We start from the raw sequence: 16,685 nt of genomic DNA on the forward strand, positions 1-16,685 counted from the left end.
CATTAGGTTTGTATAGCGTGATTACAAGGTAGTTGAATGATGCTCAAAGTGTCACGGGGTAATGTGGCATTATCTGCAATTTCCGCGATGGTTTGTTGCAGGCTTGGGTGTAGCACTGTCGGTGCAATTTCTGCTAATGGAAAGAGCACGAAGGGGTACGTTAAAATATCGCTGTGGGGCAGATTGTGTTCGGGATGTAAATCTAGCGTATCGTAGAGGAGTAAATCTAAATCCAGCGTGCGTGCGCTGAATTTTTTTTCTCCATGAATTCGCCCCTGTGCCGCTTCCATTTGCCGTAAATACTGCTTGAGCGCGTTGGGTGTTAGTTCGGTGGTGAAACCTGCCGCGAGATTGAGAAAGGGTTCACCTTCAAAGCCGACGGCGGGTGTTTCATACACTTGCGAAAAGAGTATATCGACGAAATCGTGTCTAAGTTGTTGCATACAAGTGCAAAGGTTGGCTTCACGGTCGATATTGCTGCCAATGCTCAGGTAGACGCTTGCCATTGACGATTTCCCCGTTCAATTCTAACACCGACTTCACTGGAACCGCGTACTGCACCGGGTTTACCTACGGTGACTTGAATCCACGGGATATGCAGTTCGTGCATCAGGGTGTCAGCAATGGTTTCTGCTAGTCGTTCGACTAGTTCGTAATGGTCGCTTTCCACCAATTCCATGACACGCTTGGCGGCGGTTTTGTAGTTGAGTGTATCTTTGATGGCATCGCTAGCGGCTGGGACACGATTATCCCAGCCCATTTCTAGGTCAACGCGGATTTTTTGCAGGATGCGCTTTTCCCATTCGTAAATACCGATACGGGCATCGAGGCGCAGGTCACGCACATAAACTATATCCATGTTTTACTCTTGTTATCAGGGTAGAACATGGATTGTAAAGGGTTAGCGGCTTAGCTGCCACTGACCACTGCTATCTTGACAGGCTTGTGTCTGGATATTCTGGTTTCTACCATCAATCGTGCCGACGATAGTGACTGGGCGGCAGACGGTGCTTTGATTGTTGACGTTAGCACGGTAAACCTGACCGGGGGTGACATTGTACTGGTTGCCAGTTGTTGGGTTTTGCCACGTCGCGGGACGCCCGCTATAAACCGATTGACCAAGGTATTGCTGGTCGCGATTATCCAGTTGCGCTCCCCACTGGCTGCCGATGTAACTACCTAGTGCAGTGCCAAGGATAGTCATGGCCGTGTTGCCTTGGCCATCGCCGAGTTGATTACCGGCAACGCCACCTAACACGGCGCCAATCATTGAGCCAGTTTGCGTATTCGTAATGGGGGCAGTGCCGACACATCCTGTAAGCAGTAAAACAGAGGATAGGGCGGCTACTGTGAGAGGGGATTTAATTAACATTTTCATCGAGGACACTCCTTATCAGATGAATCTGATCTGGGAAAAGCTGGCAACCCGTTACTAGGTTGCCAGTCGAAACGAGGCTTAGTAGCCTCGGTTGTAATACGGTGCTGCTACTTGAGGCTGTTGATAGTAACGGTCTTGCTGTGCACCGACCTGGCCACCAACGACACTACCGACCATGGTGCCAACAATAGTAGCAGCGGTTTTGCCTTGGCCTTGCCCCATTTGGTTACCAGCAACACCACCGAGAACTGCACCTGTGGCTGAGCCTAGTTGTGAATTATTCATGGGGGCAGCGCAAGCAGCCAAGGTGGCGACTAATGCGATGGCACTCAGTGAATAAGTAATGGTTTTCATGTATAGCTCCTTAGTAAAAATTATGTTTTTTGGGCTGTTGCCACGTTTTTCCAATGTCTGGTGTTTTCTTAGAGTGGCCTACTCTTGGAGTAGTTCACTAAGATTGCCATGATTTTTACAATTTCGCACATTAAATTTTAGAGAGCATTTTGTTCGTATCAGCAATATTGATTCATTTGTTTTATGAAGTGAATTATTAAGCTAATATACAGGTTTTCAGTGATTTAGAATTGGGGAGAAGCCCATGATGATGAATAGAATGATTAAGCACTTCACTGTGTTGTTATTTAGTGTTGTGGTATTGGCTTTGCCATACAGCGGTATCGCGGGTGAGAAAATCACGAAGCCTTGGGTAACAGGTTATTTACCGGGTTATGAACAAAGTACTTCGGGTAGCTTTGGTTTTATGGATGATGATGACTGGAATATGTTGACGCATGCGGTGCATTTTGCCAGCCGGGTGAATGCCGACGGTTCGTTGGATTTCAGTACAGAAAGTATGGGTGTCGCTAAGCGTACAGCTGCAATTAGTGTTGCTCATCAGCACAATATTCCTTTATTGTTGAGTGTGTTGGCTTGGTACGATGTGTATGAGCCGGTGATTAAGAATGCCAGTACCCGCGCCACTATGATCAATCAGTTAGTGGCGACAGTGAAGGAAGGTTACGATGGGGTGGATCTAGATCTGGAACCTATTCGAGCAGACCAAGAGGGTGCGGCTTACGAAACCTTTGTGACTGAACTTCAAGTTGCCTTGAAAGCAGTAAATAAAACCAATAATCCTAACATGTTGCTTGAGCGTCCATTGTTAACCGTTGCTACCGGTGTGGAGAACGTCGCGGATAATAATGCAGGGCAATTACGCACCTTGTTGGCGAAGATCCAAGATAAAGTCGATCAAATCAATGTGATGGGTTACGACTTGTCTTCCCTCAGTGATGAAGTGGTTTGGCATGATGGTGCTTTGTCTGATGGTGGACAAAAATACCCAACATACTCAGCAAGGTCAGTGGTATCGGTAGGGCGTGCTATCCAGCAATTTATTGATGGAGGTGTTCTACCGAGTAAATTAGGGTTGGGGATGAGTCTCGAAGTACGAATTTGGTACGGTGGCAAGGTAAAAAATTCTACTGATGGTGCAACAGCACCAATGCAGGAATGGACGGTTGCACCTAAAAACTGGAATACAGGGACGCCTCGAGCCAGTGTTGCTGAATTGATGAATCCCGATTATGCCTGCATGACAACCCCCGAGGGTGCAGTCGCTCCCTACAAATGTGGTTATTCACCAGACAAGTACCGTTGGGATGATAAGGCGAAGGTTCCGTACTTGAGCATTAACAACCCGGGGTCTGATTATGATGCCTTCATTTCCTACACTGACGAACGCGCGGTTTATGAAAAGGTGGAATTCACCAAGGAAAACAAGCTCGGTGGGCTGATGATCTGGCACATGCGCCTAGATTACATGGCAAGCAAACCCGCCGGTAAGCAACGCCCCATTATGAAGGCGTTGCGTAAAGCCTTGCACACCGAAACAGGCAAATAAGCCTAACGGCACAAGTGCTGCACTAACCGCACCCAGTAACTTGCCCCTAGTGGCAAGATACTGTCGTTGAAATCGTAGTGCGGGTTGTGCAGGGCGCGGCTTTCGGTGGCGTCACCATTGCCGATCCAGATGTAAGCACCGGGGCGTTCTTCCAGCATGTAGGCGAAATCTTCTGCGCCCATGCTGGGAGGCGGATTCCATTGCACCCCAGCTTCACCCGCTAGTTCAGTAGCGACCTGATAGCAAGCTTCGGCATTGGCATGATGGTTGATGGTGGCCGGGTAGCCTTCCAGAAAACGCACGCTGGCGCTAGCATCAAAGGCTTGCGCAATATGTTCCACCACGGTTTGCAGGCGTTGCTTGAGCAGCTTGCGGTCTTGCGGGTCAAGACTGCGGATCGTGCCATGTAAGCTGGCCGTTTCCGGGACCACGTTGTAAGCACCACTGCCGCCAACCATGCGGGTAATGCTGACAACACCCGCATTGCTGGGCTTCAGGTTACGAGCCACGATGCTTTGCGCGGCAGTAATAATGTGACCCGCGACCAGTATCGGGTCGGTAAAGGTATCCGGCATCGCCGCGTGACCACCATTTCCCTTGATCTCAATATCGAAACTGTCGGTGGAAGCCATCACTGCCCCGGCATGTACTGCAAATTGCCCCGAAGGAATCCCCGGCCAGTTATGCATTCCGTAGATTTCAGCAATCGGGAAGCGTGTGAATAGCCCTTGGTCAATCATACGCTTCGCCCCAGCATTGCTCTCTTCGGCAGGTTGGAAAATGAAATAAGCCGTGCCTGCAAAATCGGGGTTTTGCGCCAAAATGGTGGCAGCGCCCAGCAGCATGGTGGTGTGCCCATCATGCCCGCAGCCGTGCATTTTGCCGTGGTGGCACGAAGCATGGGCAAAGGTATTCAGTTCAGTCAGGGGCAGGGCATCCATATCCGCACGTAGCCCAATGTGCTTGTCGCCGGGGTGCTTGCCGTGCAGCACGGCCACCACGCCAGTTTCGCCAATGCCGGTATGCACGTCCAAACCTAAAGCACGTAAACGTTGCGCCACCTGTTCGCTGGTGCGGAATTCTTCGTAAGCCGTTTCCGGGTGTTGGTGAATATCACGCCGCCATTGCTGCATATCGGCGTGCAGGGCGTGGCTGGCGGCAATAGGGTCGAGTTTAGCGGTCATGCGGTAATCCTTTCTTTTCATAGGTAGTCGCGATTTTATAAGGCATGTCTGGTATTCTTCTTACTCTGATACCTTTCCAATATTAACACTGTCAGGTCGTGATCTCATGAAAACACCACAACGTATAATGCTGGCCGCTACACTCTTGGCAGTAGGCCATGTGCAAGCGCAAGAGCCAACAGCAGCACCGCAAACTTTGACTTTTCCACCCCAGGCGATGAACAGTAATCAGGTTCAGTATCCGGGGGTAATGCAACCGGGGCCACAATTCCCGAATCAGGCCTATATGCAGCAAGCGCCTGCTACTGCTTATTACCCTTACAATTACAATACTTACCAGAACACGTATAGCCCTTACCAGAACTACGCTTATCCGGGGTATGTCCAGCAGCAGGCTTATTACCCTTACGCACAGCAACAAGCCTATAACCCTTACATGATGCAGCAGCAACGGATGATGCCTGCTTACCCGATGCGCCCGCCTGTTTCACAGAAAAAAGAAGTCAAACCGTGGGGTGATACCCGTTATATCTGGCCTGATTTTTATACCGATTTTACCGGTGATGCTTTTGATAAAATGATCAATGCGCCTTACGATATGGGGAGAATGCCGGGCGGTTGGCAGTTCCCCTCCATCAGTATGCCAGACCCAGTAACGGTTGGTGATGCTATTGCTAATCAGGTTCCACCCTTTGCGGAGGAGTCTGGCAACATGATTCCCTTGGATGATATAGGTAATATGAGACCTTTTTAAGCGCTTATTAGCGTGTTAGACTATTAGTCTGTTTATTAGTTAAAATAATTCTAGTCTATGTTGGAGGCTTTCATGTATTTGCCAAGGAATTCTTTTGCCCGGGGCGCGGTGGCATTATTGGTATTGAGTTTGGGGGCGTGTAGCTCGACACCTGAAAAACCAGAAACAGCGGACAACAGCTCCCAGCAAGTGGTTAAGCCGCCTGTGGTGCAGCCTCAGACAGATCAGGCGCAGAGTGTCAGCTATGGCGGCAAAGGTGTTGGTAATTATTCAGCGGGGGCGTTGAGTGGTGATTTTGCTGGTGATGCGCGTTTGCTGAATTTTATTGAGAATTTAGTGCGTACTCAGGGCTTTGATCGCAATTATTTGTACGGGGTATTTTCTCAAGTACGCAACCGTGATGACGTAGCGCGGTTGTGGGCGAGCACCAGCTCTGACCCCGGCAGCCCGAAAGGCTGGAATGCTTATCGTGACCGTTTTGTGACAGCTGCTAATGTGCAGCGTGGCGCAGAATTCTGGCAGCAAAATGCACCTTATTTGCAGCGTGCGCAACAGCAATACGGCGTTCCGGCAGAATACATCGTGGGGATTATGGGTGTAGAAACCCGCTGGGGGCGTATTCTCGGCAAGCACAAGGTTATTGATGCGCTTACCACGTCTGCGATTGTTAACCAGCGTCGTAGCAAGTTCTTTTTTGATGAGCTGAAAAACTACATGTTGATGACCCGTAGTGAGCGTATGGATCCACTGTCGCCCAAAGGTTCTTTCGCGGGCGCAATGGGTTATGGCCAGTTTATGCCTAGCAGTTTCCACGATTTCGCGGTTGATTTTGATGGTGATGGCGTGCGGGATTTGTGGAATCCACACGACGCGATTGGCAGCATTGCCAATTACTTTGCCAAACACGGCTGGCAACAGGGTGGGGAAGTGGCAGTGCCTGCGCAGGTCAGTTCCAATACCTACGCCAATGTGCCGGATGGTTTCAAGGTCAAGTATTCCATGTCTGACCTGAGCCGTATGGGCGTTGCGCCAAAGTATGGCAAAGGCTCGTCAGGCCCAGTGCATTTGCTGGCGTTAAGCACGGTGCCGAATGGTTATAAGGAACCGTGGGTGGGTTACAAAAACTTCTACGTGATTACCCGTTACAATCACAGTAACTATTATGCGATGACCGTGCATCTGCTGGCGCAAGCCGTGCGCGAACGCGTCGGTAAATAAGAACCGTAGGGGCGCACCTCCGTGTGCGCCCTCTTCGTCTCCTACATCCAACCCTTACGCTTGAAATACCAGTAAGGCGTAATCCCCGCCAGAATCATCAAACCAATCGCCATCGGGTAGCCAAATACCCAATCCAGCTCCGGCATCACCCGGAAGTTCATCCCGTACAAACTGGCCACCAATGTCGGCGGCAGGAATACCACGGCAGCAATCGAAAACATTTTGATAATTTTGTTTTGCTCGATATTGATGAAGCCTTGGGTAGTGCCCATCAAGAAGTTGATCTTGTCGAACAGGAAAGTGGTGTGTGACATCAGGGTTTCAATGTCGCGGATGATTTCCGGGATAATTTCCTGAGCTGCCTGAGTATCGCGCAGGTGACGTTGCAGGAAGGAGATGGAACGCTGGGTATCCATCAAGCACAGACGCACTTTACCGTTGCTGTCTTCCAGTGCGGCAAGGTCGTCGATGGCGCTTTCCAGATCGGTATCGGTTTCTTCGAGAACTTTGTGACTGGTGATTTCTAGCTCATGGTGTAAGTCTTCGATGGTATCCGCAAGGTTTTCGACTTTTTGCTCAAACATGGTCAGCAGCAAATGCCGGGGGCTGCGTACTTCGACTTGCCCACGCCGTGCCCGCATTCTCAATAAGCGGAAATCTGCCAGTTCCTGTTCGCGCACGGTAATGAGCCGATCTGGTTGGAGAATGAAGGCTACCGTAGTGGTATCCATGCGCCCTTCGCTTTGGGTCACAAACAGGGAATGCACGTGGATGCCGCTGCTATCAATGAAATAGCGAGCAGAAGATTCGATTTCCTCGACATCATCCGACTCTGGCAACTCAGTATGCAATAATATTTCGAGGCGGTCGCGCTCTTCGTCAGACGTATCCTGAGCGTCGATCCAGCCGGTATGGGAAGTGGCGTAATCCAGCAGGTCAGCACTCAGTTTGTGTTCGAGCAGCCTGCCATCTGCAAAGCCGAAAAATCGTAACATTGCCTGTCTCCGGTTGGTGAAGTTGCTGCTACCTGCAAGGCGCGGGTATTGTAACAGCCTCTTGATAGGATGCCAGTGCGAGGCGACAAAAAGGATTCTGGACAAACGGTATGCCGTAGTATAAACCTACGCTTTTTTAACATCCGCCCAACTGTTTATTGGGTAATACAGGAGCAACCATGTCCACACGCCCCAGCAAAGAACTTGAAACCTTCCCGAACCCTAATCCGCAACGTGATTACACTATCCGTATCGACTTACCGGAATTTACCTGCATTTGCCCAAAAACTGGGCAGCCGGATTTCGCGCAATTCAAAATTGAATACGTGGCGGATGAGAAGTGTGTGGAGTTGAAATCCCTCAAGCTTTATATGTGGAGTTACCGCGAAGAGGGGGCTTTCCACGAAGCTGTCACCAACAAGATTCTGGAAGATCTGGTGTCAGCAACCGACCCACGTTTTATGCGCCTGACCGGGGTGTGGAATGTGCGTGGTGGGGTGTACACTACCGTTATCGTCGAGCACCGCAAAGCTGGCTGGCAGCCTGCCCCTAAGGTTGAACTGCCGTAAATGTTTGGAAAAACAGATGGTGCGCGGTATTATGCGCACCGTCTGAACACTAACAAAATACGGGGCAACCATACGATGAAACATCTTTTTACCATTCTTTTTGCAATGATGCTGGCGCTTACAGCTTCTGTCGGTTTTGCAGCCGATGAGAAAGCTGCCGAGAAGCCCGCTGATCAAGCTACATCTGGAGATAAAATGTCCACTATTCTGATCGAGACCACCAAAGGCAATATCAAAATCGAATTGGATGCGAAAGCCGCACCTAAAACGGTTGAAAACATTCTGGCTTATGTGAAGGAAGATTTTTACACGGGTACTATTTTTCACCGTGTCATTCCTGGCTTCATGGTGCAAGGCGGTGGTATGAATGAAACCATGAAAGAAAAAGCCGACAAGCGCCCACCTGTGAAAAACGAAGCCAACAATGGTTTGAAAAACGACCGTGGTACACTGGCAATGGCGCGTACTAATGACCCGCATTCTGCCTCTTCACAGTTCTTTATCAACGTTAGCAATAACGACTTTTTGAACTTCCGTTCTGAGACACCACAAGGCTGGGGCTATGCCGTTTTCGGTAAAGTAGTTGAAGGTATGGATGTCGTTGACGAAATTGTTAAAGTCAAAACAGGGAACGTTGGCCCACACGGCGATGTGCCTGTTCAGCCAATCATGATGAACAAGGTTTCTGTTGTCGAATAATCAGTTTTGACAAGGCTCTCTCCGCATTATGGAGAGGGCTTTCCCCCGCTATTCGGTTTTTTCTGTTATAATCAACTCACTTAATAAAAATAATCGAACATTTTCTCATGCAATAGGCATATATCTTGCAGGCTCAAATTAGTAAGTAACCTGTTGAATGGGTGAATTTATTCTAAGTCATTACCGCATGGAAAATATATGAAAGAAAAATGGAATGCCTACGATCCCAAACCCTTCTACGATGAGCTGATTGCCGCCAAGCACCAGCCTCGCCAATCCAGTTACAAGCTTGTTGATTACCTGCGTAATTTTTCCCCTGATGGATTTAAACGCTGTGTGGATGAGTCCGAAGCTGTTATTCGCGAAATGGGTATTAGCTTCACGGTTTATAGCGACGCGGGCAATATTGACCGCGCTTGGCCGTTTGATGTGATTCCGCGTGTGATTCCCGGCAATGAATGGGATCGCACTGAAATGGGGCTTAAACAGCGTATCCGTGCACTGAATATGTTCATTCAAGACGTGTATAACGGCGGTAAGGCCATTAAGGATGGCGTAATTCCCGCAGACGTTGTGATGCAGTCGAAAGGTTATCGTGAAGCGTGTGTCGGTATTACGCCCCCTCATGGTGTTTGGGCGAATATTTGTGGTTCCGATCTGGTGCGCCACAGCGATGGCGTGATGTATGTGCTGGAAGACAATCTGCGCGTGCCTTCTGGTGTGGCTTACATGCTGGAAAACCGGAATATCACCAAAAGGGTGCTGCCGGAAATATTCAACAAATTACCGATTCGCCCGGTGCGCGATTACCCTTCCCACTTGTATGAAATGCTGGCCTCGTTGCGCCCTGAATTGGAGCGCCCAACCATCGCGCTGATGACGCCGGGTATTTACAACTCAGCTTACTTTGAGCACGCATTCTTAGCGCAACAAGCCGGGTTGGTATTGCTTGAAGGTGCCGACTTGATGGTAGGCAAAGACGATTACGTCTACATGAAAACCATTCAGGGCTTGGAGCGGGTGGATGTGATCTACCGCCGTATCGACGACGAGTTCATTGACCCTGAAGTATTCCGCGAAGATTCCATCCTCGGTGTTCCCGGCATTATGCGCTCCTGGAAAGCGGGCAAAGTCGCCATTGCCAATGCCCCCGGCTGTGGGGTGGCGGATGATAAAGTCATTTACGCTTATGTGCCTGACTTGATCCGTTATTACCTCAATGAAGAACCTTCCTTGCCGAATGTGCCGACTTGGGTGTGCCGTCGCCCGGAAGAGCGCGAATACGTGCTGGAACATCTGGCGGAATTAGTAGTGAAGCCAGCGAATGAGTCTGGTGGTTACGGGATGCTGGTTGGCCCGCATTCTACGGCTGCACAAGTGGAAGAATTCCGTAAACTGATTCAGGAAAACCCCAATAACTACATTGCCCAGCCGACCTTGAATCTGTCGGTGACGCCGACGTGTACGGAGGATGGGGCGATTGAGCCACGTCATCTGGATTTGCGTCCGTTTATTCTGAGCGGTTCGGATATTTACGTGACACCCGGTGGCCTTACCCGTGTAGCCCTAGTGAAAGGCTCGCTGGTGGTGAACTCTTCACAAGGTGGGGGGAGCAAGGATACGTGGATTGTGGATGATGAAAAGACCCCAGAGACTGACGGGCAGGAGGATGAGGTATGATGCTATCACGTGTTGCGGAAAGGGTTTACTGGATGTCCCGCTATCTGGAACGGACTGAAAATGTCGCCCGCTTGTTGAATGTTCACACCTCGCTCTTGATGGATTTGCCGGGTGATATGGAAATCAACTGGTATACGTTGATCAAGCTGTTCAACGCGGATGAGTTGTTCCATGAGCACTATGGCAAGGAGGCTAGCGAAGAAAATATCATGCGCTTCCTGATCGCTGATAAGAGGAACCCCGGCTCTTTGGCCAGTTTGTTCCTGAGTGTGCGTGAAAATGTGCGTACTTCACTGGATTTATTGCCGGATGCAACGTGGGAACAGGTTAACCAGACCCACATTATTATGAATAATTCGCTGTCTTCCATTAGCAGCCGCCATTCCCGGCAAAGCCTGCTACGTACCTTGCTCAAGCAGTGCCAGACTATCCGGGGGATCATTGACGGTCACATGAGCCGCGACAATACTTACCGCTTTATGCAGGTGGGCAAGTATCTGGAACGGGCGGATATGACCAGCCGTATTCTAGAAATGGGTTCTTTGCTGCTGTCGAAAAGCCGCAGCAACAGCTTGCGCAAATACGAAGGAATCCTCTGGACGAACCTGCTGCAAGCCCTGAGTGCGCGGCAGATGTATCAGCAACGGGTGCGTTCACGGGTCAAGGGTAGCGATGTGTTGCCTTTCCTGATGATGGACGGGGATTTTCCGCGTTCGCTGTATTACGCCATCAAGGCGACCGGGCATTATCTCAACCAATTGCCTGAGCCTGAAATGCCGCTGGTTATGCAGCAACGCCTGATTGAGTACTTGCAAGAGCAGGATATTCCCAGTCTGCTGCCAGAAGGACAGGTGCATACCTTGATGGATCACTTACAAGGTGAGCTGGGTATGTTACATGCCGACATTGCCACCACATGGTTCTATCCTGATCGGGATGAGCAACAGCAATCACAAGCACAAGGATAAGGGCTTTACATGAGTATTCACGTCGCTTTAAACCATTACACTGGCTATAAATTTGATCGTCCAGTAAAGCTGTCGCCACATGTGGTGCGTTTGCGCCCGGCAGCCCATTCGCGCACCCCGATTCTGGCGTATTCTCTGAAGATCACGCCGGAAAATCATTACATTAACTGGCAGCAAGACCCGTTCGGCAACTGGCTGGCACGCTTGGTGTTCCCGGAAAAAACCATGGAGTTCAGCGTGGAAGTTGATGTGGTGGCCGATATGGTCACGATCGACCCCTTCGACTTCTTCGTGGAAGATTACGCCATGAAGTACCCGTTCAAGTACGACAAGGCCTTGCAAAAAGAGCTGGTTCCGTATCTGGAAGTGACCGAAGACGGTGCGTTGCTGAAGGAATGGCTGAAAGGCGTTGACCTGAAGCAGCCGAACACCGTGCTGTTCCTCGTCGCGCTCAACAGCCGTTTGCAGCAGCACATTGGCTACAATATCCGCATGGAGCCGGGTGTCCAGAGTTGTGAGGAAACGCTGGAAATCAAGCGCGGTTCTTGCCGTGATACGGCGTGGTTGCTGGTGCAAATCCTGCGGCATTTAGGTCTGGCAGCGCGGTTTGTGTCCGGTTATTTGGTGCAATTGACGGCTGACCAGAAAGCGCTGGATGGTCCGAGTGGCCCTGAAGCCGATTTCACCGACTTGCACGCGTGGACAGAAGTTTATCTGCCGGGCGCTGGCTGGGTAGGGCTTGATCCGACTTCCGGTTTGTTTGCAGGCGAAGGGCATATCCCGTTGGCGTGTACGCCGTCGCCGGGCAGTGCTGCACCGATTGACGGTGCTACTGACAAATGTGAAGTTGAATTCGATTACAGCAATACCGTGCGCCGTATCCTCGAAGATCCGCGTGTCACCAAGCCGTATTCCGATGAGCAATGGGCGGATGTGTTGGCGCTGGGTAATCAGGTCGAAGCGGATTTGGTGCAGAATGATGTGCGCCTGACCATGGGCGGCGAGCCGACGTTCGTGTCCATCGACGATATGGATGGCGCTGAATGGAACACAGCAGCGCTGGGCGAACACAAGCGCGAACGTGCTGGCGTATTGTTGCGGCGGATGCAAAAGGCATTTGCGCCAGGCAGTGCGCTGCAATTCGGGCAGGGCAAGTGGTATCCGGGCGAACCGTTCCCGCGTTGGGCGCTGGGTTGCTACTGGCGCCCCGATGGTTTGCCGGTGTGGAACGACCAAAGCCTGATTGCTGATGATCAGAAGGATTATGGTTTTGACGACAAAGCTGCCAAGCGCTTTGCGGATGTTGTTTGCAGCAATCTGGGGCTGGACAATAAGTATCTGGTACCGGGTTACGAAGACCGTTTGTATTACCTGTGGAAAGAAGCCAGCCAGCCTGCCAATGTGGATTGGTTGACCCTGAACCTGCGGGATAGCAAGCACCGTAATGATTTGGTCATGGCCTTGCAGCAAGGTTTGGATACACCATCGGGTTTCGCGCTGCCACTGCGTTGGGATTATGCTGACAAGAACTGGGCGAGCGCTAAGTGGGAATTCCGCCGCGAGGAAATGTACCTGATTCCCGGCAATTCACCGATGGGCTTCCGCCTGCCGCTGGACAGCTTGCCGTGGACAGCCGAAGACGAGCGCGAAGTCGAATCGCAACCTTGCCCGTTTGAAGATCGCCCGCCGCTACAGGATTACCACGGGGAAGTCGAGTGGCGTTATAGCTCCCTGATTGCGCCGCCTGAGCCGACGTTGCAGCACGCCGATGCCAGCAAGCAAATGGTCAAGGAATGGCGCGAAGTACCGCGTACTACCTTGTGTATCGAAGCACGGGAAGGGCGCTTGTATGTGTTCCTGCCGCCGTTGCACTACCTTGAGCATTATCTGGATTTGCTGTCGGTGCTGGAAAAGACCGCTGCGGAACTGAAAATGCCAATCCTGCTGGAAGGCTACGAGCCGCCGTCTGATCCGCGTTTGAAATCGTTCAAGGTTACGCCTGATCCGGGTGTTATCGAGGTGAATATTCATCCGGCAGGTAGCTGGAATGAGTTGGTGGCGAACACCGAATTGCTGTATGAAGAAGCCCGCTTGTCACGCTTGGGGGCGGAAAAGTTCATGCTGGATGGACGGCATACGGGCACGGGCGGCGGCAATCACGTCACGCTGGGTGCGGCTACGCCGAGCGACAGCCCGTTCCTGCGTCAGCCGGATGTATTGCGCAGTATCTTGACGTTCTGGCAGCACCATCCGGGCTTGTCCTACCTGTTCTCCGGCATGTTCATTGGCGCGACTAGCCAAGCGCCACGGGTGGATGAGGCGCGGGATGAAAGCTTGTATGAGCTGGAAATCGCTTTCCAGCAAATGCCGCAAGGGCATAATGACCAGCCGTGGTTGGTTGACCGCTTGTTGCGCAATTTGCTGATCGACATTACCGGCAATACGCACCGCGCTGAATTCTGTATTGATAAGCTGTATTCGCCGGATTCTTACACCGGTCGACAAGGTTTGTTGGAATTCCGTGGCTTTGAAATGCCGCCTCATGCGCGGATGTCGCTGGTGCAGATGTTGCTGATCCGTACCTTGATGGTGCGTTTCTGGAACAAGCCGTATGCGCATCGTTTGGTGCGTTGGGGCACTGAGTTGCACGACCGTTTCATGTTGCCGCATTACGTGTGGGAAGACATGAAGGATGTGTGCGAAGACCTGAAGGCCGCCGGGTATCCGTTCCAGTTGGAATGGCTCGCGCCGTTCCACGAGTTCCGTTTCCCGGTGTATGGGCGTGTGCAACATTGCGGCATTGGGCTGGAATTGCGTGCCGCGCTGGAACCGTGGAATGTGCTGGGCGAGGAAATGAGCAGTGCGGGAACCGCGCGGTTTGTGGATTCGTCGCTGGAACGGGTGCAGGTGAAGATCAATGGTTTGACCGATTCGCGCTACGTGGTGTCCTGCAATGGGCGACGTGTGCCGATGAAGTCGACCGGCGTGCATGGCGAGTATGTGGCTGGGGTGCGTTTCCGTGCGTGGCAGCCGCCTTCCGCACTGCATCCGACTATTGGGATTCATGCGCCGCTGGTGTTCGACATCATTGATACCTGGAATGGGCGTTCGGTGGGTGGTTGCACTTACCATGTGTCGCATCCGGGCGGGCGTAACTCCGAATCATTCCCGGTGAATGCGTATGAAGCTGAAGGACGGCGTTTCTCGCGCTTCCGTGAGCAGCATACGCCGGATGTGCTGGAGCCAAAGGTTCTGTCGGAAGCGACGCGGGCGTTCTATGAGCACGGTGCAAAGCCGCAGCCCATGAGCCCACCGTTGGAAGAGACGAATGCGGATTATCCGTATACGTTGGATTTGCGTCGGTCGTAAGAAACCTCTCCTAAGATACCGTTGCGGGGTGGGCTTGATGCCTGCCCCGCTTGCGCTTATGTCAGGGCTACCCAATCATTAAGGGAACGCGCCTTGTCGCCGCTATTTAAATTTCAAGCACCTGTCCAATCGTCATCAAAGACCAACCAGCTTGTTGTAACGTTTTACGCTGTCGCTCCGAAATATCCACATAAATGCCGACTTTCTGACTAGGCCATGCTACATCCAAAATAACACCTGATGTAACTGGATGGTAAACGTGGGGTAGTGATTGCGGTTGCCTGCGCTCATAGCGTTTGAGTACCCCATGTAACGCTTCATCCGCCAGTCGATAGGCGCTTTGCCAAGAATCAATTTTAAGTAAGCCTTGTTGCATCCTGAGTTGATTAATTGTGTGCATTTGCTCAGGTGTAATCAACATATGATCGTGTCGATGTTCTTTTCGGTGACAATCAATACAAAGTGCTTTGAGGTTATGCTCATAATTATTCTGTTTATCGCTATTGATATGATGCGTGTGTAATAAATGACGCTGGTCATTGAGGTTCACGTCACAGCATTCGCAGGTGAATTTCTTTTTTCGACGAAAAGCTAGAGAAATATCTTGCCAGTCGGCAGTATAACCTGCTGTTTTTGGTCGAATACCCGGCATGTTTTTAAACCAAGTGCTATAGGTTGAAAGTAGATCAATGACTGAGAACTGACTCAATATTCGATGCCTTTCAGTAGATGACGCATCAGCAAAGCCTTGATAGTTAATATGCTTGAGGCAGTTCTGACAAGGCATTAAAGCAATATTTTTGGCGTTATTACCTTGGTTGTCGAAGATTCTAAAATGACCGTCTGGGTTATTGTTAGCGCTATAGCGATGCTCATATTTACCTGAAGCCCGCATATCATCCAAAGTTATACACTCTGCAAAATGGTATTTGTTGCCCTGCGCGTGATTCTTTTCAACGGCTGGTACACCCTTATAGCTATGATCGGGAATAAACACGACGACCTGATGATCATCATAACTCAGCAATCCTCCCTTGCTCTTAATATCACTCAGCTTGACCTTGATACCCGACTGCGAAGTTAAATCTAACTTCTGAAGTGCTGCACCCATTCGGGTCACACATGCTTGGAGATCTACGATAAATGCCGTGTCAATTTTCATCAGAAGGTCGCCAATATTTTCTGAACTTGCTGTTCCGCGTTGGTCAAAATGCGAAATGACACACGTCGCGATTTTTCAAGATCCTCGGTGCAGAAGGCTTGTGTTTGTGGTTTATTTCCCTCTGGACTATTGCACGCCGATTCTTTGAATACGGGGTGCGATGATGACAAGCCAACAGCTGCAATATGTGCCCTCATCCACGGGCGTTGTTTGGCAATGCCCGACATATCGTAGATATAAGTCAGTACAGATCGCGTTCTTCCTTGAGATAAGTCCATATTGTTGTAGTAGATGTCTTTGTCGGTCAGCGTCGATCCCGTTGTAGCCCATGTCGAGTCGGTATGACCCTCAATACGAATTTCAGTGATTGAGCTTTTAAAGCTTTTCACCCCATCCTGTTCTATTGTTCCACCCGCACCCGTAAGCACCGTGAGATAGCGTGGGAAGAAATCATCTAAAACTTCTTTAAATTTTGGTGTTAGCTGGTCTTTGCCTATCGCAAATAATATATCGGGTGATTTAAACGTAAAGGTAAGACTATTTCGATCAATTTCAGCATCCCATTTTTTCAAGTCTTGGGCGAACTCTTGCTGTAATGCATCGTAAATGGCCGTTTTATTTTCTTGGTAGGCTTTGACAATTTGCTCAATGCGCTTCTTTTCATCAACGGCTGCGTCTTTATCCTTATTGACAATTTGCATCATTGCAATCGAGATAAACAGAAACACCATCATCAAACCCGACATGAGGTCAGAGACGGATAGCCATTGTGACTCATCTGTATGTGATTTTTTCTTCCGCTGCAT

General features: G+C 50.5%; 16 protein-coding genes. 8 read left to right on the forward strand and 8 right to left on the reverse strand.

Features of this window, described 5'->3' with window-relative positions:
* Positions 1 to 2 precede the first annotated feature (2 nt).
* From folK to Q394_RS0101525, 4 genes are all read right to left on the reverse strand, one after another.
* Positions 3 to 506, reverse strand: a complete 504-nt coding sequence (folK, locus tag Q394_RS0101510) for a 2-amino-4-hydroxy-6-hydroxymethyldihydropteridine diphosphokinase (protein WP_028487724.1) — start codon at positions 504 to 506, stop codon at positions 3 to 5.
* Positions 488 to 859: a dihydroneopterin aldolase gene (folB, locus tag Q394_RS0101515; protein ID WP_028487725.1), complete on the reverse strand. Its 372-nt coding sequence runs from the start codon at positions 857 to 859 to the stop codon at positions 488 to 490. The genes folK and folB overlap by 19 nt, the downstream gene beginning before the upstream one ends.
* A gap of 42 nt (positions 860 to 901) precedes the next feature.
* Positions 902 to 1,378 carry a glycine zipper 2TM domain-containing protein gene (locus Q394_RS0101520; protein WP_028487726.1) on the reverse strand — a complete coding sequence of 159 codons (477 nt, stop codon included), beginning with the start codon at positions 1,376 to 1,378 and terminating at the stop codon, positions 902 to 904.
* A gap of 78 nt (positions 1,379 to 1,456) precedes the next feature.
* Positions 1,457 to 1,732, reverse strand: coding sequence for a glycine zipper 2TM domain-containing protein (locus Q394_RS0101525; protein WP_028487727.1), 276 nt, complete (start codon positions 1,730 to 1,732; stop codon positions 1,457 to 1,459).
* 244 nt (positions 1,733 to 1,976) lie between these two features.
* On the opposite strand from Q394_RS0101525, the gene Q394_RS0101530 reads away from it, so the two are divergent.
* Positions 1,977 to 3,281: a glycoside hydrolase family 18 protein gene (locus tag Q394_RS0101530; protein WP_028487728.1), complete on the forward strand. Its 1,305-nt coding sequence runs from the start codon at positions 1,977 to 1,979 to the stop codon at positions 3,279 to 3,281.
* A gap of 2 nt (positions 3,282 to 3,283) precedes the next feature.
* On the opposite strand, the gene Q394_RS0101535 is transcribed toward Q394_RS0101530, so the two are convergent.
* Positions 3,284 to 4,465, reverse strand: coding sequence for a M20 aminoacylase family protein (locus Q394_RS0101535; RefSeq protein WP_051542594.1), 1,182 nt, complete (start codon positions 4,463 to 4,465; stop codon positions 3,284 to 3,286).
* A 106-nt stretch (positions 4,466 to 4,571) separates the two neighbouring features.
* Between Q394_RS0101535 and Q394_RS0101540 the strand changes: the two genes are divergently transcribed.
* A complete protein-coding gene (locus Q394_RS0101540; protein ID WP_156946713.1) occupies positions 4,572 to 5,219 on the forward strand; it encodes a hypothetical protein in 648 nt (215 codons plus the stop codon).
* A 72-nt stretch (positions 5,220 to 5,291) separates the two neighbouring features.
* Complete coding sequence (mltB, locus tag Q394_RS0101545) at positions 5,292 to 6,437, forward strand: lytic murein transglycosylase B (protein WP_028487731.1); 1,146 nt, start codon at positions 5,292 to 5,294, stop codon at positions 6,435 to 6,437.
* A 41-nt stretch (positions 6,438 to 6,478) separates the two neighbouring features.
* On the opposite strand, the gene corA is transcribed toward mltB, so the two are convergent.
* Positions 6,479 to 7,432, reverse strand: a complete 954-nt coding sequence (gene corA, locus Q394_RS0101550; RefSeq protein ID WP_028487732.1) for a magnesium/cobalt transporter CorA — start codon at positions 7,430 to 7,432, stop codon at positions 6,479 to 6,481.
* Between the two features lie 179 nt (positions 7,433 to 7,611).
* Here corA and queF point away from each other — a divergent pair, with 179 nt between their 5' ends.
* The 5 genes from queF (at position 7,612) to Q394_RS0101575 (ending at position 14,717) form a co-directional block, all read left to right on the forward strand.
* The gene (gene queF, locus Q394_RS0101555) at positions 7,612 to 8,001 is read left to right on the forward strand and encodes a preQ(1) synthase (protein ID WP_028487733.1); all 390 of its coding nucleotides are present in this window, start codon (positions 7,612 to 7,614) and stop codon (positions 7,999 to 8,001) included.
* Between the two features lie 195 nt (positions 8,002 to 8,196).
* On the forward strand, positions 8,197 to 8,700 hold the full coding sequence (locus Q394_RS0101560) for a peptidylprolyl isomerase (protein WP_028487734.1): 504 nt from the start codon (positions 8,197 to 8,199) through the stop codon (positions 8,698 to 8,700).
* A gap of 198 nt (positions 8,701 to 8,898) precedes the next feature.
* Positions 8,899 to 10,380 carry a circularly permuted type 2 ATP-grasp protein gene (locus tag Q394_RS0101565; protein WP_028487735.1) on the forward strand — a complete coding sequence of 494 codons (1,482 nt, stop codon included), beginning with the start codon at positions 8,899 to 8,901 and terminating at the stop codon, positions 10,378 to 10,380.
* The gene (locus Q394_RS0101570) at positions 10,377 to 11,348 is read left to right on the forward strand and encodes an alpha-E domain-containing protein (RefSeq protein ID WP_028487736.1); all 972 of its coding nucleotides are present in this window, start codon (positions 10,377 to 10,379) and stop codon (positions 11,346 to 11,348) included. The genes Q394_RS0101565 and Q394_RS0101570 overlap by 4 nt, the downstream gene beginning before the upstream one ends.
* Before the next feature lie 9 nt (positions 11,349 to 11,357).
* Positions 11,358 to 14,717, forward strand: a complete 3,360-nt coding sequence (locus Q394_RS0101575) for a transglutaminase family protein (RefSeq protein ID WP_028487737.1) — start codon at positions 11,358 to 11,360, stop codon at positions 14,715 to 14,717.
* Between the two features lie 106 nt (positions 14,718 to 14,823).
* Here Q394_RS0101575 and Q394_RS0101580 read toward each other — a convergent pair whose 3' ends face one another.
* Positions 14,824 to 15,879 carry an HNH endonuclease signature motif containing protein gene (locus tag Q394_RS0101580; protein WP_028487738.1) on the reverse strand — a complete coding sequence of 352 codons (1,056 nt, stop codon included), beginning with the start codon at positions 15,877 to 15,879 and terminating at the stop codon, positions 14,824 to 14,826.
* Positions 15,879 to 16,685 (reverse strand): OmpA/MotB family protein, encoded by an 807-nt coding sequence (locus Q394_RS0101585; protein ID WP_038140132.1) that lies wholly within the window; start codon positions 16,683 to 16,685, stop codon positions 15,879 to 15,881. Before Q394_RS0101585 ends, Q394_RS0101580 begins: the two co-directional genes overlap by 1 nt.

Origin of the sequence: Thiothrix lacustris DSM 21227 (assembly GCF_000621325.1) — a bacterium.
GTDB lineage: Bacteria > Pseudomonadota > Gammaproteobacteria > Thiotrichales > Thiotrichaceae > Thiothrix > Thiothrix lacustris.